The sequence below is a fragment of the Shimia thalassica genome, from assembly GCF_001458215.1.
Lineage (GTDB): Bacteria > Pseudomonadota > Alphaproteobacteria > Rhodobacterales > Rhodobacteraceae > Shimia > Shimia thalassica.
The window spans coordinates 1,435,723-1,454,446 of the sequence record NZ_CYTW01000001.1 but is presented as its reverse complement, the minus strand read 5'-3'; the positions used below and the strand labels follow the sequence as shown (position 1 = coordinate 1,454,446).

The window sequence follows — 18,724 nt, the reverse complement described above, 5'->3', positions numbered from 1 at the left end:
ACGGTGACATACTCGCCGGTATGTTGTCCATGATCGCCACGGCAAGTGACGCAGGGTCGCAAATCGGGACCAATCCGGAGGGCGCCTAAACCCGTCGAAAAAAAATGCAGGAACAACGCAAAAAAATGCAGTTCAGACCTTGCGCCCCACAGTAACCCACAGTAGATACGCGCTCACAGTTGGGATGTAGCCAAGTGGTAAGGCAACTGTTTTTGGTACAGTGTACCGTAGGTTCGAATCCTACCATCCCAGCCAACTTCACCTAGACCAGTAGAACAAGACACCGACGCTCCAGTCCGGTGTAGCGGCGGACTAGCTTCTGGACGTTTTTGTGGCTAGATTCTGGACAAAAATTCTCAGCTGCTCGGGGTCTCCCATTGTAAAAGCTCTAAGTTTGATCCTCCCCCACTGGAGTGGTCCGCCCCTATAGTTAGGAAACGGAGGATCACTGCTGTTCGGTCGCGACGGAGACGATTCCCTTTACGGAGAACGCGGACGCGACACCCTAAATGGTGGCGATGGCGATGATCTGGTTGTTGGCGGTTTTGATACCGATGATTTGGCCGATCTCATTCTCGGCGGTGCGGGGCATGACACCATTTGGGCGGCCAGCGGCAACGACAATGTGTTTGGCCAAGACGGTGATGACCAGATCAGTGGTGGTCTTGGCGCGGATACTCTGGCAGGCCAGAATGGCGATGATGTGATCACCGGTGGCGGATACGCGGATCAGATTTTTGGCAATGCGGGCGACGACTTCATCAACGGCGGTTGGGGCTATGACCTCGTCAATGGCGGCGCCGATGCGGACAGGTTCTTCCACATCGGGATCGCCGACCACGGCTCGGACTGGATTCAAGATTATGATGCGGCTGAAGGAGACATTCTTCAGTTCGGCATCGCGTCGGCGACCCGCAGCCAGTTCCAGATCAACACCACACACACCGCCACAGCCGCCGGGGAACGCTCTGGTGAAGACAGCGTGGAGGAGGCCTTTGTAATCTATCGGCCCACAGGCCAGATCATGTGGGCTTTGGTAGATGGCGGCGGGCAGTCGTCGATCAATCTGCAGGTCGGCGGGGATGTATTTGATTTGTTGGGTTGAACTCTGACCATCAGATCAGAGTACTTTTCGTATCTAGACAGAGAAATGATCGAAAGACCTTAACCATGAAAACCGAGCCCTCGGTGTTCTCATCGAAGATGGGTTTGGGCTTCTCCGCCTTGTGCGGCCCCGTCGAAGATGCACTTGATGATCCCTCGTCCGCATCCTGCCGCCCTCAGAAATCACCTACCCCGATCTGCAATTTGATCACCGACTGCTCTGACCCTTCCATCAACGCACAGGTGATCTGATCCGTTGGGCACTGAAATCATGAACACCTTTTCGGTGTTGGATCAGGAGAATGCATCATAGCTCTGGCCGATGCGCTTTGCGGTGGATTGCAGGCGCGTTAGGTGCATTTTCGCGACCGCCTCGACCGATTGATCGCTGGCGTTCCACACAAGATTGAGGGCGCCAATCGCCTCGGTTCCAGAGATGACCGGAACGGCAATGGCCGAGGGCAGTTCGCCATAATCGACCGCGCGCCCCCAATGTCCGTGTGCCCGGATCGCATAGCCTCGTTTTGCGCCTTCAGTCAGGGTTTTTGACAACTTCGGCAAAGCACTGGTGATCTCGCGCGTTTGATTTTTCTCCATGCGCTGCAACGCCTCGAAGTTGCCCGTCTCGACCAGCCCCAAGAGGAAAGCAACCCCGAGGGCGGACACCGTGGGAGAGGGACGAAACCCAACGGTATCCGGATAGACGCCATGTTTTTTGAAGACGCGGGTGGTATCCACGATCTCTATCCGGCCCTCGCCAATCGCCGCGGCGAGATCGACACCCAAACCGGTCTCTGCGGACAGCCGCACAATTTCTTCCTTGGCAACAGCCACAAGACGGTCAGCCAATTCCGGCATGCCGCCAGAATGGGGAAACCCCGACCCGAGCTGATAAAAGCCATCGCTGCTTCTGCGGATCAGCCAGCGTCGCTTTTCCAACGTTGCACAGATACGCAACAAAGTCGGCTTTGGCAGATCCGTCTGTTCGGCAAGAAACGCCAGTGAGCTCGCACCGGAGCGATGGACAACTTCAAGCACCATGAGGCCGCGTTCTATGGATCGGTTTAGTTTTGTCATTTGCGTTTCACCTAGTGAAACACTAAATCGACAAAAGTTCACAGGTTCAATAGTTTTCTACCACGCGCACCACGCCACGACGGACAAACCGGGGCAGTTCGGAGCGCGTCACACTTGGGAGGAAGCTGTGCCAGAATTCAAACAAAATGCGTATCTCGGATACGTAGTGACGGGGCTGTCGCTCGCGATCATCGGCGTTGTGTTTTACGTGTCCGTTTTCGGCGTGTTCTCAGATTCCTATCTCCGTGTCGGTATGCTGTTGGCCGGTGGATTGTTGATTATCCTCTCCTCATTGGGACGCACAAGCGGCCTTTTGGACAAAGCCCTTTTGTGTGCTGTCGCAATTGCCTTGTCCCTGAGTGTTTATCAGTATTTTCGCGCCGCTGAAGAGATTGAGACCGGTCTCTATTTTCTGACCCCGACCGATATCTGGATGGGCTTTCTGGGGCTGTTTGCCGTTATCGAACTGACACGCCGATCTGTTGGTCTTGTCATGGCTGTGGTGGCCAGTATTCTGCTCGCTTATGGGGCTTTCGGCCATCTGGCGCCAGGTTTCCTCAGACATGCGGGGATTTCTTCGGAAGAGCTGATGACGGTCTTGTGGTATTCCTTTGACGGTGTCTTTGGGCGTCCCATGGCGACGGTTGTATCGACCATCCTGATCTTTATCGTCTTTGGATCGCTGCTTGAACTGCTCGCGATTGACCGCGTGTTGGTGCAACTTGCAATGGCCGCCACCGGAAGAATGCGCTCGGGTCCCGCGGCAGCGGCCACAGTGGCAAGCGGGTTGTTCGGAACCATTTCAGGCAGCGCTGTTGCCAATGTCGTGGGCACGGGTGTCATCACCATCCCCTTGATCAAGAAACGAGGGTTTTCACCCCGGTTTGCGGCGGCTGTTGAATCCGCAGCCTCGAGTGGCGGCCAGATCACGCCGCCCATCATGGGGGCCGTGGCCTTTATCATGGCGGACGTCACCAACGTTCCCTACCTGACCATTTGCGCGGCTGCTGCCGTCCCTGCCCTGCTGTACTATGGTGGCTTGTTCGTCGCGATCTCAAGTGCCGCGCGCAACATGGATCTGGCAGAAGAACCACGTCCGAAAATTTCGTTCAACTGGCGCGAACTGGTGCAAATCGGCATCTTCGTTCTGTCGCTTGCCGGTATCGTGGTGACGATGGTTGGCGGGTCCTCCCCCGCTTATGCAGGCTTTGTCGGCGTCGCGCTGGCTGCGGTCTTGGGCTTTGCGGTCCGTCCTGACCTTCTGACCGATGGGCAGGCATGGCTCAGGTTTATCCGCTCGGCGGGCCTGATCTCGGCGCAGCTGGTGGTGATCGTCGGCGCGGTGGGCATTGTCATCGGCGTTTTGAACCTGACCGGCGTGGGGCTGCGCTTTGCGTCCTTGCTGTCGGGGCTTGCCGAAGACCAGATGATCCTGTCGCTGATCCTGATGGCGATTGCCTGCCTGTTGCTGGGAATGGGGATGCCAACGGTGCCAGCCTATCTGATTATCGTTTTGGTGATGGGCCCGTCGCTTCAGAAACTGGGCGTGCCGATTGTGCACACACACATGTTCGTGCTGTATTTTGGTGTGCTTTCAGCCATCACCCCGCCGGTCGCGCTAGCCGCCTTTGCCGCGGCGCCCATCGCGGGTTCCAGCCCGATGCCAACCGCGCTTGAAGCCTCGAGACTGGCATTGCCGGGCTTCGTGATCCCGTTTGCCTTTGTCTATCAACCGGCGCTTCTGCTGGGCACGGGGTTCCATTGGGCAGAGTCGGTGCAGGCCATCCTGTTTGTGCTTCTTGCCACGATCCTGATCTCGCGTGCCTGTTATCCGCGTCGTGGCAAGGGCTACATGGTGCCGGTCGGACTGGCGCTGGCTGTCGCACTTATCTTCTTTGGACCAACCATTTCCTGGATCGCCACGGTTGCGGGGATCGGACTGATGTATTTCGATCGGTTGGACCTGACCATTCAAGACCAGACTTCATAATCACACCAGGGAGAGAGACATCATGAAGACACCCCATCTCAATCGCCGTAGCCTTTTGGCTGGCACCGCTGCACTTGCGACGCTGAGCGTTCTGCCACGTGCCGCTATGGCCAAGGAACTGCTGCGGATGTCCACACTAGGGCCGGGAACAAGCCCGAACCTTGTGATGACAACCTTTGCCAATATCGTAAACAAAGAGCTGCCGGACTATGAAATCCAGCTGAACGCCACCGGTGCGGCCACGCGCCATGTGCTTGAAGTTGCCATGGGCAAAACCCAGTTCTGCATGACCTCGCCGGCCTTGCATGCATTGATGTCGAACCAGAAAGCCATGTTTGCAAAGCTGGACCAGGCGCCGGAACTGTCCAAGAAACTGCGCACCGTGCTGAATTTCCCGATGGGCGTATACCACATCGCGGTCTATGAATCCTCGGGCATCAGATCGATTGAAGACGCACGCGGCAAACGCGTGTTCCTCGGCCCTCCAGGCGGCGCGGCTTTTGCAACGATGAAGCGCCTGTTCAAGGCTGTAGCAGGTCTAGAAGAAGGCACTGATTACGAAGCGGTCAAACTTGGCTGGGACGCTGCGGCGGCCTCGTTCCAGGATGGCAATTTGGATATCTACTGCAACCCGACAAACGCGCCCAGCCCTGTGCTGACACAGATCGCGGTGACCAACCCGATCCGGTTCCTTGGTATCCCTGCGGACAAATTGGAAGCCGAAGGCGTCAAGGCTCTGGTCAACCGCCCGGGCTTTGGATTGGGTACCTTGCCCGCAGGAGTTTACGGCGACAACCAGAAGAACGAGGGCGACACAACCACGTTGCGTGTCACCGTTGGTATCGTCACCAATGAAAGCGCAGATGACGCGATGATCTATGAAATGACCAAAGCCTTCTTTGAAGGTGTTGCCGAAATGCGCGACAGCGCACCGTGGCTGGCCGTGGTCACGCCGGAAGGTGCTGTGGCTGACATCAATCTGCCTCTGCATCCGGGTGCATTGCGTGCGCTTGAAGAGATGGGTGTGACCATCCCCGATGTTGCCCGCGGTTAATCATAGACCGGTCGGGGCGGCAGCGCCCCGACCCACAATCCAACTGGTGTTGAAGCATGCCCAAAAACGTCCTTTTCATTATGTGCGACCAACTTCGGTGGGATTATCTGTCCTGCACGGGTCACCCGCATCTCCACACGCCACATATCGACAGGCTCGCTGAACGCGGTGTTCTGTTTGACCGGACCTATGTGCAGTCTCCGATTTGCGGGCCGTCCCGCATGTCCTTTTATACCGGCCGTTATGCCAGCTCGCACGGCTCGACCTGGAACAACATTCCGCTCAAGGTGGGCGAGATGACTTTGGGCGATCACTTGCGCCCGCTTGGTGTGCGCACGGCTCTTTGTGGCAAAACCCACATGACCGCTGATGTCGAAGGCATGCGTCGTCTTGGTCTGGCACCGGACAGCACGATTGGGGCGCTTGTGTCGGAATGCGGTTTCGAACCCTACGAGCGCGAAGATGGCCTTCATCCGGACGGCCCCCGCTATGCGCGCAACGAAGCCTATGACGCCTTTATGAAAGACCGCGGCTGGCCAGATGAAAACCCGTGGCAAACCGTTGCCAACAGCGCCGAAGACGACGACGGCAATATCCTGAGCGGTTGGTTCATGGACAATGCCGACAAACCTGCGCGCGCCGCCGACGAAGAAACCGAAACACCCTATATCACAAGCCGCGCGATGGATTTCATCCGCGAGGCGGGCGACACGCCATGGTGCCTGCACCTGAGTTACATCAAGCCCCACTGGCCCTATATCGTGCCCGCGCCCTACCACGACATGTATGGTCCCGAGACCCATCTTGATCCGGTGCGCAGCGAGGCCGAGCGCGCCGATCCGCACCCTGTTTACGGCGCCTTCATGGAAGAGCGCGTGTCGAGGGCGTTTTGCGACGACGGAACCCGCACCCGTGTGCTGACCGCCTATATGGGCTTGATCAAACAGATCGACGACCAGATCGGCCGGTTGATGGGCTTTTTGGACGACCAAGGCATCACCGACGACACAATGATCGTGTTCACGTCGGACCATGGCGACTATCTCGGCGATCACTGGATGGGCGAAAAAGAGCTGTTCCACGATGCCTCGGCGCGCATTCCGCTGATCGTTGTCGATCCGCGTCCCGAAGCCGATGCCACCCGTGGCGTGAAATCATCCGCGCTGGTCGAGGCGATTGATGTTGTTCCGACAATCCTGAACTATTTCGGCGGAGAAGACGTTCCCCACATCATCGAGGGCAAATCACTTCAACCGATCCTGCATGGACAGGTGGACAGCCTGCGAGAGTTTGCGATTTCAGAATACGACTACTCCATGCGCAATGTGCGAAAGCGTCTTGGCGTGTCTGTTCAGGATGCAAAGCTGACAATGCTCTTTGATGGGCGCTGGAAATACACCTTTGCCGAAGGCTTTCGCCCGATGCTTTTCGATCTGGAAACCCATCCTGACGAATTTGTCGATCTCGGGGGCGATCCGGCCTGTGCGGATGAGCTGACCCGTCTGGAAAAACTGTTCTTTGGCTGGTCGCGGCGCACATCCCAGCGCACCACCCGGTCAGATGCATGGATCGCAGCGCGTGATCCAAGCCTTGGTGAGGCCAAGGCGGGTATCCTGATCGGCTATCGCAACGAGGCCGAGCTGCACGAGGTTTTGCCCGAGACCAAACCCCAGTCAAAAGACACCGGCAAGGTCTCCTGAAAAGATGACTTTGGCACGCAGAATGCGAGACCGGCTTTCGCCGGTCCGTCCGTGGTTTCGTGACAGTGCGACAATGTCATGGAAGGCGGACGCCTCGGCCGGATTGACCAACGCCACCATCGTTCTGCCACAAGGGGTCGCCTTTGCGATTATTGCCGGGCTTCCGCCGGAATACGGGCTGTTTACAGCAATTATCGTCACGGTCGTTGCGGCCTACTGGGGGTCGTCGCGCGTCATGGTCTCGGGGCCGACGACGGCCATTTCTGCTGTGCTGTTCGCCTCTCTGAGCGGCCTCGCCCCGCCCGGAAGCGAGGCTTACATCGCGCTTGCGCTGGTCCTGACCTTCCTTGTCGGTGTGCTGCAACTCGCCGCCGGCCTAGCGGGGCTCGGAGGGCTGATATCCTTTATTTCGCATTCGGTGATCGTCGGGTTTACCGCCGCTGCCGCAGTCTTGATTGGCGTATCACAACTCGGTCCGGCACTGGGGCTTTCGGGCCTCGACGGCGGCGTCCTGCACCGCCTTTCACAACTGGCGGCCAAAAGCAGTGATCTGAGTTTCGAGGCGATGGTGATCTCGGCAATGACGCTGCTCAGCCTTATTGTCTCGACACGTCTCAGCCGCCGGTTGCCCAGTTACATCGTCGCGCTTGCCGTGGGGTCGCTGACCGCCATCGCTCTGGGTGCCGAGGCCGCGGGGGTTCAGATGTTCGCCCCATTGGATGCCACCTTGCCCACCTTCCAGACACTGGATCTGCAAATCGACACCATTGGCACGCTGCTGCCCGCCGCCGCCGCTGTGGCATGTGTCGGTTTGCTCGAGGCGATCTCGATCGGCAAGTCCTTTGCGATCCGGCGCGGGGAAACCTATGATTCAAATCAGGAAATGGTCGGACAGGGCCTTTCGAACCTGACCGGCAGTTTCTTTCAGTGCTACGCGGGATCGGGGTCATTCACACGCTCTGGATTGAACGCGGAAAGCGGTGCAACCTCGCCGATGTCCGCGATCTTTGCGGCCGGTTTCCTCTCGCTCCTGCTGATCCTTCTGGCGCCTCTGGTGCGGTTTGTGCCGGTGCCTGCGATGGCCTCCATCATCCTCTACGTCGCCTGGAAGCTGATCAATGTGAGTGAGATCAAACATATCGTCGCAACCAGCCGGTCCGAAACCTTCATCCTGGGCGCGACCTTCCTCACCGGAATTCTGTCCGGCCTTGATTTCGCGATCCTTGTCGGCGTGATTGCATCGCTCTCGATCTTCCTTAACAAAAGCGCGCACCCTCTGGTTGCCGTCGGTGCGCCGACCGAGGTGAATGGCCGTCGGGTGTTCATGAATGCCGAAACATTCAGCCTGCCGGAATGTCCGCAAATTCGATTTGTCCGTGTTGAAGGCCCGCTGTTCTTTGCATCGATTGAACACGTCGAGCGCGAGTTTAGACGGATCGAGCAGAAAGACGGGGTCAAGACCTGCATTCTCAACCTCAAAGGTGTCGGGAAAATTGATCTGGCGGGGGCCGACTTTATCCTCTCAGAAGCACGGCGCGCACGCGCGCGGGGGTACGACCTGCATCTGATCGCAGCCAATCCAAGTGTTCTCAAAGTGCTCGAGCGTTTGAATTGTCTCGACGTTCTGGGGGCTGGCAACATACACCCCCACAAATCCGACGCGATCCGCCCGGCAGTTGAAATGGCCGAGGACCGCGTTTGCAAGTCCTGTCACATCCGATGCTTTAACGAATGCGCACTTAAACCAAGAGATCAAACACATCCTCGCCAATCTGTAGATTGATCGAAGACTGCCCCCCACCATCGACCAAGGCCCACAGAATCTGGTCTGTCGGGCGATAGATCACAAAGGCTTCTTCCACGTCGTCCTCACCCGAACGCTCGCCCGCTGCTGTTGAAGTGTGGGCGGTGTTGATCTGGAACTGACCAAGCGTTGCATCGTCATTGCCGAACCAGAGTATGTCTCCTTCGGCGGCGTCATAATCCTGTATCCAGTCCGAGCCGTGATCAAACACCCCGATGTGATAGAACCGGTCGGCGCCTGCGCCACCATTGACAAGGTCATGCCCAAAGCCGCCATTGAGGAAATCATCACCGGCATTGCCAAACAGTTGATCGGCAAAGGCTGATCCAGTCAGGCTGTCATCGCCATTCTGGCCTGCAAGAAAGTCTGCTCCGAATCCGCCAGAGATGACATCACTGTCATCCATCCCCCAGACAGAGTCATTGCCATGGCCAGCAAAGATTGTGTCATTCCCCGCGCCGCCAAAAATGGTGTCACTCCGATCTTGGCGCAAAGCGCTGTCGAGATCGCCGCCAAAGATCAGGTCGTCGCCATCACCGCCACTCAGCCAATCCGCACCGAGGTTGCCGATGAGCTGATCTTGACCAAGACCGCCGGAAATTTCGTCTGCCCCCATTGTGCCGGTGATCGCATCATCACCAGCGCCCGCATTAAGAACACGCCACACATCGCGCATAGCAACTGTGTCGTCGTCATCCCCAACAACATAACCCGCGTTCACATCTATCGTTATAAAGGATTCACCTAACGAGGTATTCGGGACAGGATACTGGGTAGGCCCCGACAGGTATAGCGTTGGCGTTCCGTCTGCTTCGGAAAACCCACGTATTAGACCAATGTCGATATCATTGGGCAGCGCGTAATTCAGCAAAAGAGCGTTTCCATCGGGTCCCAAGACATGCAGGAGCGGATTTCCCCTGCCAGCCACGATCAGAAACAACCCCTGATCGGTGATATCAACCGAATAGTGATTGAGATGCCCGACGCGCGGAGCCGCCAGAAACGATGGTCCTTCGGGTTCTCCATCTGCCGCGAACAATCGCCCATGCACATAAGACGCCGGATCGGTCCAGAAAATCGCAAATCCGCCTTCCGGACGCTCAAGAATATGGGAGTGTTCCAGGTTTTCGCTGATTTCACCCAAGCCACCATAAGCGTCAGATGCATCCATGATCTCGCTGGCCAGAGATCCATCTGGGTTCACAATGCGATACTGGCGCGCTGCGTCCCGAAAACGCCACTCTACCACAAACTGCCCATTGCTCAGTTGGATCAAGCTAGACCCCAGATCGTCGACGTATTCGGCGTGGCTGGTCACTGTCGTTGGCGTGCCCGCTGCAACGCCGTCGGCCGAAAAGCCCCGCATGCGCAGGGCGGGTTGCGCTCCTCCGTACTCGATATAGGTGATCGCAAACCCGCCAGAGGACATCGCTTCGACTTCTTCAAGAGGCCCGGGGAGATCAAAAGCGTCTGATCGCGCGCTACCGTCTGAATTGAATACCTGCACCCTGCCAGGAGTACTCAAGTTGACGGCACCTGCCAGGACGAAACCACCATCTTCGAGTGCTCTCATCTGAACGTCGATCCAGCCACCGGTGTCGCCACCAAATGCAAAATCTTCAAGAAATATTGAAGATCCGGGATCCTCCGCTCCTTCAGGGATGATCCATAGGCTGCCACCGTTATAAAAGGCCGTTGCGCCACTGGCCAATTGAGTTTCAGCAAAGCCATTGATCTGTACACCGTCTATCAGAAAGTGTTGCTCTGCATTAATGCTAACTTGGAAATTCGACATAGGTCAGAGGTTCCTATTTAAAAAGTCAGGAGAGACCTTTTGTTTTCGGGAAACAGATCGGTGTGCAAATAAGGGCAATAATAATGAAACTATTGGCCAAAGGGGTCATCCTGTCAATTCTGCGCCCCTCTATCCGAGGATAGGTCTGTTCACGCATTCATCAGGCACGTGTGTCCCTATCGAATACCGCCGCGGGGATGTCACCCCCATCACGGACTATCTTCAAAAACCGGAATAAACCACTCCCTATCCCTCCTCCGGGTACATCCGGAACAGCGCGAAAGACCATCCTGTAAATAGGGAAATACGTGTTTGCTCTGCTCGCCTGACGCTCCGCTGAATTTCATTCACAGACATAAGATCATGGACCGCTAGAATCTTGTTTTCTTGGGCATAAGGTTTTGTGTCTTACCGGTCTGTGCAGACATCAGGCAGTAAAGAACCCGGCATCATAGCCTTTGGGCCGACCGGATATGCCAGACGATGGTAAATGGGACAGGGCGACATGCGCCCTGCCCCTGTTTTTGTCCTAAGGCGCACGAACCAGTTCGACACGGCGATTAAGTGCACGCCCCTCTTCGGTTTCGTTGCTTGCAATCGGCGACAGGAAGCTTGCGCCGGCCGCAAAGAGACGGTCGTTTGCAACTCCATAAGTTCCGACCAGCTCGGCGACGACAGCGTCCGCACGTTGCTTGGACAGCGCGAGGTTGGAGTCGTAGCCTCCGACATGGTCAGTATGCCCAACAACCGCGATTTTCAGATCCGGCAGATCCGCCATCATCGCTGCAATGGCTTCGAGTGTCCCTTCCGAACCGGGAAGGATACGTGTCGAGGCGGTATCGAACTGAACCCCATAGATTGACACCCGCCCATCAACCGTGATGCGCAGGGTGATATCTTCGGCGCTTTCACTGTTCGCGGTTTGGGCCGCGGTGTCCGCAGCAAAGCTGACAAGCTCGATCTCGCCCGGTTTCCAGGTCTGATCAAACCACGTTTCAAGTGGACCGTACAAACGGAAGATCGTGTTCCATCCTTTGCCCGGCACGGTCTGAACCCAGTTGCTTTCCTTGCCTTCTGGCGCTGTGGGGCCAAAGTAGATGTCATAGGATCCATCGTCGTTCTGAACCACATCAGTGTCATTGCTGCCGATCGCGGGAAACTGTGCGTCGGTTTGCAACATCGAACGGGTCTGGTTGTCATAAAGTGTGAAAGACCAGAAATCCTTGGCCGGAACGTCCTTGGGCACGTTCACCTTGTAGGTCTTTGATCCGTCCAGAGGGTTCCCGTTGGAATCCACATAAGTGAAGGCGTATTGAGAGCCTTTGCCGACTTTCTTCAAAGCCATCGCGGGTGTGATGCCCGTGGCATAAAAGTGAAAGGCCGCGCGAATGTCATGCACTGTTGCGCCGTCGATCTCCCATGTATAGGCGCCGCCGGGAAACGCCGTTTGCCAGTAGCTTTCACCGGGATACCAGTAGAAACGTTCGTCGCGTGGTTTGGAGATCACCGTTTTCACCGTTACGGCACCTGCTGCGGCAGCTGCTTTCAGGATGGGTTGCATCCGTGTATCTGGTGAGAACTCTTTGCCTTTTTCGATCCCGATTGCTGCAAGGTGACCCAATAGTTCAGGACGTTCCCCCATCAGCGGCTCCCGTTGCACAACCGCGTTGATCTCGTTGAAAATCTCTGCGTCCATGCGGTGGATCGTATTGAAAAGCTCTCCGGACACATTGACGAAATTCATCGCTGGCGGATTGTCTTTCTGAGACAGCGGGTACATCCGGAACAGGTTTTTGGTGTTGCCCACAGCGTCGGCCGTCGAGCCGTCTTTCTGGTAACCACGCCAGAGAACCCAGTTGCCATAGGTGTTTGTCTGCTTGACGAAATAGCCTTCTGGAACTTCGCCCTCATACCCTGGCGGCAAGATCAGGAACTTCCCGCCTTGACCTTCATCCGGTCCGAGGTTGCCAAAATCGGTCACATAGCGAAACCATGCATCATTAAGAAACCCGAGCACATTGGGCGGGGTTTCGATAACCATCGGCTCATCCCCCAACTCGAGCCACGACATCATGTAAACGCTGGTCGTGTTGGCCGTAAGAAACAGCGCACGAGAATCCATCAAACCTTCGAACAGAAGGGCCGTTTCATTGGCAGGACCGTATTGAAGCAGGCCGTTGCGAATGCCTTCCATCGACGCGATTTTCGTTCCGTCGAGCACCGCCTGATAGGCATGTGTGAAGTCGAGCAGGTTGTACACCTTCTGGGCAGACTCGGCATCAGGAACTCCGTCAAAGAAATTCAGCTCTCCAACACGGGTCTGAATGTTGTCCGGCGTTGTCACGCCTTCGGGGATGTCCGTTGTCATTTTCATGCTTGGCACTTCCTGCGCCGAAGCAAGCCCTGAGGCCAGCATCAGTGCGCACACCGTGAGTGTGCCTCGAAGTTTTCGTGTCATCCTTTTTCCCTCCACTGGTTTATTCTTTTGGTATCGTTGGTCGTGTTCCTGTTTTAACTTGGGAAACAAAGCGTAGCGGACCTCTGTCCTGAGATGTCGGGCACCACGCGCAATCACATCGCCCTTCCAACCGATGGAAAGACGTGAACAAACCCATTGGTCACGCATCTGTGGCCCATGTCCAGAAAATATGCGTTCAACAAACTTATTCCTGTCGTCGCCCAAACAGGGACAGCGACCGGACCGCACGCACATCCGTCATGGACGTAACCGTCAACATTAATCTCAATTTGCCACGTTGCTCCGGTATTGCGACGGAGCAACATCAAAAAGACTGTCGGAACGCACGGGCAAAATGGCCAGGTGTCGAATATTCAAGATGCGTCGCAATTTCAGAAACGTCCAGGTCGGTTCCCGCCAACAATTCCTGCGCCCGTCGCATGCAAACGGACAGAGACAACGACCTGAAATCAACACCTTCCCGGTCGAGCCGCCGCTGCAATGTTCGTTTGCTGACATTGATTGCTTCAGCCAGACTTTCCAGCCCTGTGTCTTCAATTCCGCCCCTTTGAAGAAGAAGCTGCTCCATTATCGGCACAATCCCTTTCGGAGGCCCGCCAGAGCAGGCTCTAACCACGTCTTCGCGTGTGGTTCTTCGGGGGGCGGTTGTGGGGTTGGCCGTCAGAAGCTCAGAGTTCGGTATCTCAATTGACACCACAGAATCGTGCGCACGGACCGCGCAGTCGAATTCCCTTTCCAAACGCCTGACAGCGCCGCGCGCCTCGAGCTCTGAAACGAGCGCCTCATTCAGCTTGTTTTTTCTGCTATGGACAAGTTTTTGTCTGGTTGTTCCCCAACAAAAGGCGGCCACGAAGGGTTGGAGGCACCCCAAAAAATCCCGATTACTGTCAAAGGCAACAAAAGTAAAAATACGCCTCTCATGTCACGGCACTTTTTAAACCTGATCATGTAATTTAGGCGTTCTGTTGCTAGTTAAAGTTAAACGATACAACTTTAAAGTGCAAAATTGCAAATGTATGCTGCGCTTACTCACTCCGAAACTGAAGACTACAAAAGCCAAACGCGCAGACTTTCATTATGAGTGGGCAGCTGCCACTTGGAGAGCCCCCACAGCATGGTCACCTCTTTCTTGCCGCATTCATACCGGCGCATTCAGCGAGGTTTGGGAAGGCTGAGAGGATCGCGCTGATGTCAGAAAAGTCATATTTGAGACGTTAGAAAGAGCGGGGAGTTCAATCAAACGCCAGCGCCACACCGTGTATTTGTTGAGGTCAAAACGCCTTGCCGGCACGCGAATGGATGATGGAGAGCGTGTCCCCAGCAGATCCTTCAACACATCAAAGAACAGCCCTAGCCGATGAATGCGCGCAATCCGTGTGCCAGTGCGTCCCGTGAAGGTCCTTCTGCAACTGCCACATCGGTAACGCAGCACATTTGTGCGTGTATTGCCCCATTTTTTTGGCGCTTGGCGCATCCGCAGTGGGGAAATTCACGAGCGCCACTTCCCTCGATTTGAGCGAGTGCTTCCTTCCTTCTGCGAACACTGGAAATCCGAGCTCTGGCTTCTTCAACCTGCGCAGGGTCCAGCAAATCAAAGTGCTTGATAAACTAGGTAAATCGGTGCTTATGCATTTTCGGCTCCTTTCAGAAAGCCAACTAATATTGACTAGTTACGCCCGAAACGAAGAGGGTCAACACGATTTACGGACAGTAGTAAATACTTAGGCCAACAGATCAAACACATCGCCGCCAATCTGCAGGTTGATCGACGACTGCCCACCTCCATCCACCAGCGCCCACATGATCTGGCCGGTAGGACGATAGATAACAAAGGCCTCTTCGACGCTATCATCTCCAGACCGTTCGCCTGCCGCCGTGGCGGTATGAGCTGTGTTCACCCGGAAATCGTCCGGTGTCGCAGAGGTGATGCCGAACTGAAGCACGTCCCCTTCGCTGGCGTCATAGTCCTGAATCCAGTCAGACCCATGGTCGAGTATGCCAATGTGGTAGAACCGGTCTGCGCCAGAGCCACCATTCACAAGGTCAAAGCCCCAGCCGCCATTGACGAAGTCGTCACCGTCACCGCCGAAAATCTGGTCTCCGAAAGCGGAGCCCGTCAGCGTGTCGTCGCCGGTACCGCCGATGATTGTGTCTGCGCCAAAGCCTCCTGCAACCGAGTCATTCCCCGCATCACCGCGCAGCTCGTCGTTGCCATAGCCGCCATTGAGAATGTCGTCACCTTCCCCTCCGTAGATAACGTCGCGCAGGTCGTCCATGCTTTCGCCACCAACCAGACTATCGTCGCCTGCGCCACCAATGAGCGTATCGTTGCCGTCGCCTCCGTTGAGGATATCGTTTCCATTGTTGCCATTCAGCAAGTCACTGCCACCTTGGCCTTCCAAAGTGTCCGAACCTGCACCGCCTTCCAGGGTGTCATCATCTTCGGTGCCGGTTTGATGGGTTCCCACAACTGACGATATTTCGCTGTAGGCGACGGTGTTGTCATTGAAGACGAGTTGCTCAGTGGTTTCAGCCACGAAAACCGTGCCCAGAGACGACATCACCTCGGCCCCGCCATCCACAAGGGTTATAGTGGCTTCTGCACGGTCAAAATCAAACACCGCCGCATCCAGACCTTCCCCACCATAAAGCGAGTCATTCCCTCCGCCGCCAGAAAGCGTATCATCGCCATTTCCGCCATAAACAACTTCGGCAGATATACCGCCAAGGAAACTGTCATTGCCGGCTTCAAGTTTGACATCCAAAAGACCGGACGCATCCGTTACACCGGTAAAATCGATCAGATCATCCCCGAAACTGCCGTACATGCCGAACCCTTCACCTTGAATGACTTCGATACCCGTCGCGGCATCCAAAACAAGGTGCGAAAACTCGGTTGCTTCGGAAATCCGAATTGTATCGGTCCCCTCACCACCTTCAACGAATTGGGCCGCGCCAAACTCGGTTGCTTCAATTTGGAAAACATCGTTGCCTGCGCCGCCAACAAGGCTGTCTTCGCCAACACCGCCGATCAACGTGTCCGCGCCATCTCCGCCGATCAGTGTATCGTTACCCGCACCGCCAAAGACCACATCAGCCGCTGCCGTGCCCTGAAAGCTGTCATCGCCACCTTCGAGGATGAATTGATACATATTGGTAAGCGTGGTGACCCCGCTTAGATCAAACACGTTGTCACCGCCGGTGCCATACATGAAATTGAAGGGGGAATCTCCGGCAATCACTTCCACGCTGGCCGCGGAATTCAGAACCAGACCCTCGAAAGTGATATCGTTGTTCAGCAGCAGGGTATCTCGCCCGTCACCGCCGGAATAACTTTCGCCAGTGCCTACATGCATAGCGTCGACCCGGAAGACATCGTCGCCCGCGCCACCGATCAGGCTGTCGTCGCCTGCCCCACCGACAAGCGTGTCGTCACCGGCAGCACCATCCAGCGTATCATTGCCGTCGCCGCCATAAACAAGATCATCTACGCTGCTCCCAACAAAGCTGTCATGGCCGGCCTCAAGCATGACACCCATCGAAGATGGTATGCTTGTGATGCCGCTTAAGTCGAAGACATCGTTACCAAAGCTGCCGTAGATACCGAAACCTTCGTCTTCAATGATCTCGATGCTTGCCTCTGCGTCCAAAATCAATGAGCTGAATTCGGTGGCATCGCTCACCCGAATGACGTCAGTGCCTTCTCCACCTTGGAAACTCGCACCGGCGCCGATTTCATCCGCGTCGATCTGGAGCACGTCATCACCGTCGCCGCCGACCAAACTATCCTCGCCACCACCAGAGATCAGCGTGTCATTTCCGCCGCCACCAAAGAGTGTGTCGTCGCCATCGCCACCAAAGACGGCTTCGCCCAAGACACTTCCGATAAAGCTGTCGTCCCCAAGCCCCAGGTCAATCTGGAAAAGTTGAACCATCGACGTCACGCCGCTCAAGTCGAACACATCATCGCCGGAACTGCCTTCCAGACCAAATCCTTGCTCGTTGTCGATCACTTCGACGCTGGCGGCAGCATCAAGGGTCAGGCTCGAAAAGACAGTGTAGCTGTTCAAATAAAGCGAGTCGGTTCCGTCACCACCTTCGTAGCTTTCGCCGGCGTCAACCTCATCTTCGTCAACCTGGAAGACATCATCCCCCGCGCCGCCGATCAGGCTGTCATCTCCGGCACCGCCAACAAGCAGGTCATTTCCATCTGCCCCGTTCAGCGTATCGTTGCCGTCGCCCCCGAAAACAGTTTCATCCAGCACGCCCCCAAGGAACGTGTCATTGCCGCCGTTCAAGCTGATCGAGGGCAGATCGACCCCCACCGTCACGCCGCTCAGGTCAAACACATCATCGCCGGAACTGCCTTCCAGACCAAATCCTTGCTCGTTGTCGATCACTTCGACGCTGGCAGCAGCATCAAGGGTCAGGCTTGTAAAGGCGGTCGCGCCATTCAGATAGAGCGTGTCGGTTCCGTCACCACCCTCATAGCTTTCGCCGGGCCCGACCTCATCTTCGTCGACCTGAAAGACATCGTCGCCCGCACCACCGATCAGGCTGTCATCTCCGGCACCGCCAACAAGCAGGTCATCTCCATCTGCCCCGTTCAGCGTTTCGTTGCCGTCGCCCCCGAAAACAGATTCATTCAGCACGCCGCCAAGGAACGTATCATTGCCGCCGTTCAAGCTGATCGAGGGCAGATCGACCCCCACCGTCACGCCGCTCAGGTCAAACACATCATCGCCGGAACTGCCTTCCAGACCAAATCCTTGCTCGTTGTCGATCACTTCGACGCTGGCAGCAGCATCAAGGGTCAGGCTTGTAAAGGCGGTCGCGCCATTCAGATAGAGCGTGTCGGTTCCGTCACCACCCTCATAGCTTTCGCCGGGCCCGACCTCATCTTCGTCGACCTGAAAGACATCGTCGCCCGCGCCGCCGATCAGGCTGTCATCTCCGACACCGCCGACAAGCGTGTCATCTCCATCTGCCCCGTTCAGTGTATCGTTGCCGTCGCCCCCGGAAACAGATTCATTCAGCACGCCGCCAAGGAACGTGTCGTTGCCGCCGTTCAGATTGATTAAAGGCAGATCAACCATCGACGTCACGCCGCTCAGGTCAAACACATCATCGCCGGAACTGCCTTCCAGACCAAATCCTTGCTCGTTGTCGATCACTTCGACGCTGGCAGCAGCATCAAGGGTCAGGCTTGTAAAGGCGGTCGCGCCATTCAGATAGAGCGTGTCGGTTCCGTCACCACCCTCATAGCTTTCGCCGGATCCGACGCTTTCGTAATCCACTTGAAAGACATCATCACCTTCGTTGCCAAACAGGGTGTCATCCCCCTGCCCGCCTATCAGCGTATCGTTATGCCTTCCACCGAGCAGATAGTCATCTCCGTCACCGCCATAAATGAGGTCGTTATCTTGGTTGCCCCAGATTGTGTCGTCACCATCGCCCCCAAAAATGGTATCGCGACCATCCAGAGAAATGTCATCTAAGCCATCTTCTGCAAGAGAGTTTCCAAAAATTGAATCGTCGCCTTGCCCCCCTTCGACATAGTCGTCGCCGTCGCCCGCTTCTATGGTGTCCGCACCGAGACCTGCATCAATCGTATCGTTTCCATCGCCCGCAAGAATAGAGTCAGCGTCAGATGTTCCGATAATCTCGTCGTCTAAACCGATGGTGTCCTGAAAAAGGGCCATAATTCTATCCTCCTGAAAT

The 18,724-nt window shown here is 56.0% G+C and carries 10 protein-coding genes, 1 tRNA gene and 1 pseudogene; 7 read left to right on the top strand and 5 right to left on the bottom strand.

Going from position 1 to position 18,724, the window contains the following annotated elements; genetic code table 11:
* Positions 1-180 precede the first annotated feature (180 nt).
* The 3 genes and pseudogenes from PH7735_RS06465 to PH7735_RS06460 all read left to right on the top strand — a co-directional run bounded on the left by PH7735_RS06465 (position 181) and on the right by PH7735_RS06460 (position 1,105).
* Positions 181-255 (top strand) — tRNA-Gln (locus PH7735_RS06465).
* Positions 256-448: 193 nt separating this feature from the next.
* Positions 449-547, top strand: a pseudogene (locus tag PH7735_RS21150) (hypothetical protein); the annotation flags it as partial.
* A 12-nt stretch (positions 548-559) separates the two neighbouring features.
* Positions 560-1,105: a calcium-binding protein gene (locus tag PH7735_RS06460; protein WP_233488274.1), complete on the top strand. Its 546-nt coding sequence runs from the start codon at positions 560-562 to the stop codon at positions 1,103-1,105.
* A 293-nt stretch (positions 1,106-1,398) separates the two neighbouring features.
* Here PH7735_RS06460 and PH7735_RS06455 read toward each other — a convergent pair whose 3' ends face one another.
* Entirely contained in the window at positions 1,399-2,181 is a 783-nt protein-coding gene (locus tag PH7735_RS06455) for a helix-turn-helix domain-containing protein (protein WP_058310455.1), read from the bottom strand.
* Positions 2,182-2,308: 127 nt separating this feature from the next.
* Between PH7735_RS06455 and PH7735_RS06450 the strand changes: the two genes are divergently transcribed.
* Genes PH7735_RS06450 through PH7735_RS06435 form a run of 4 tightly spaced genes read left to right on the top strand, consistent with a single transcriptional unit; the run spans position 2,309 to position 8,708 of the window.
* The gene (locus PH7735_RS06450; protein WP_058310454.1) at positions 2,309-4,171 is read left to right on the top strand and encodes a TRAP transporter permease; all 1,863 of its coding nucleotides are present in this window, start codon (positions 2,309-2,311) and stop codon (positions 4,169-4,171) included.
* A 22-nt stretch (positions 4,172-4,193) separates the two neighbouring features.
* Positions 4,194-5,225: a TAXI family TRAP transporter solute-binding subunit gene (locus PH7735_RS06445; protein ID WP_058310453.1), complete on the top strand. Its 1,032-nt coding sequence runs from the start codon at positions 4,194-4,196 to the stop codon at positions 5,223-5,225.
* 56 nt (positions 5,226-5,281) lie between these two features.
* Positions 5,282-6,925 carry a sulfatase-like hydrolase/transferase gene (locus PH7735_RS06440; RefSeq protein WP_058310452.1) on the top strand — a complete coding sequence of 548 codons (1,644 nt, stop codon included), beginning with the start codon at positions 5,282-5,284 and terminating at the stop codon, positions 6,923-6,925.
* Positions 6,926-6,929: 4 nt separating this feature from the next.
* Positions 6,930-8,708, top strand: coding sequence for a SulP family inorganic anion transporter (locus PH7735_RS06435; protein WP_058310451.1), 1,779 nt, complete (start codon positions 6,930-6,932; stop codon positions 8,706-8,708).
* Here the strand turns inward: PH7735_RS06435 and PH7735_RS06430 are convergent.
* From PH7735_RS06430 to PH7735_RS06415, 4 genes are all read right to left on the bottom strand, one after another.
* Positions 8,665-10,524, bottom strand: coding sequence for a calcium-binding protein (locus PH7735_RS06430; RefSeq protein ID WP_058310450.1), 1,860 nt, complete (start codon positions 10,522-10,524; stop codon positions 8,665-8,667). The two genes, PH7735_RS06435 and PH7735_RS06430, sit on opposite strands and share 44 nt — an antisense overlap.
* Positions 10,525-11,053: 529 nt before the next feature.
* Positions 11,054-12,982 (bottom strand): DUF1214 domain-containing protein, encoded by a 1,929-nt coding sequence (locus PH7735_RS06425; RefSeq protein WP_158503188.1) that lies wholly within the window; start codon positions 12,980-12,982, stop codon positions 11,054-11,056.
* A gap of 325 nt (positions 12,983-13,307) precedes the next feature.
* A complete protein-coding gene (locus PH7735_RS06420) occupies positions 13,308-13,571 on the bottom strand; it encodes a helix-turn-helix domain-containing protein (RefSeq protein WP_058310449.1) in 264 nt (87 codons plus the stop codon).
* A gap of 1,153 nt (positions 13,572-14,724) precedes the next feature.
* Entirely contained in the window at positions 14,725-18,705 is a 3,981-nt protein-coding gene (locus PH7735_RS06415) for a calcium-binding protein (protein WP_058310448.1), read from the bottom strand.
* Positions 18,706-18,724: the final 19 nt, after the last annotated feature.

Excerpts from the sequence above, each read along its gene's own strand:
- PH7735_RS06435 (WP_058310451.1), top strand. The coding sequence starts at position 6,930 with ATGACTTTGGCACGCAGAATGCGAGACCGGCTTTCGCCGGTCCGTCCG.
- PH7735_RS06420 (WP_058310449.1), bottom strand. The coding sequence starts at position 13,571 with ATGGAGCAGCTTCTTCTTCAAAGGGGCGGAATTGAAGACACAGGGCTG.
- PH7735_RS06445 (WP_058310453.1), top strand. The coding sequence starts at position 4,194 with ATGAAGACACCCCATCTCAATCGCCGTAGCCTTTTGGCTGGCACCGCT.
- PH7735_RS06425 (WP_158503188.1), bottom strand. The coding sequence starts at position 12,982 with ATGACACGAAAACTTCGAGGCACACTCACGGTGTGCGCACTGATGCTG.
- PH7735_RS06415 (WP_058310448.1), bottom strand. The coding sequence starts at position 18,705 with ATGGCCCTTTTTCAGGACACCATCGGTTTAGACGACGAGATTATCGGA.
- PH7735_RS06455 (WP_058310455.1), bottom strand. The coding sequence starts at position 2,181 with ATGACAAAACTAAACCGATCCATAGAACGCGGCCTCATGGTGCTTGAA.
- PH7735_RS06430 (WP_058310450.1), bottom strand. The coding sequence starts at position 10,524 with ATGTCGAATTTCCAAGTTAGCATTAATGCAGAGCAACACTTTCTGATA.
- PH7735_RS06440 (WP_058310452.1), top strand. The coding sequence starts at position 5,282 with ATGCCCAAAAACGTCCTTTTCATTATGTGCGACCAACTTCGGTGGGAT.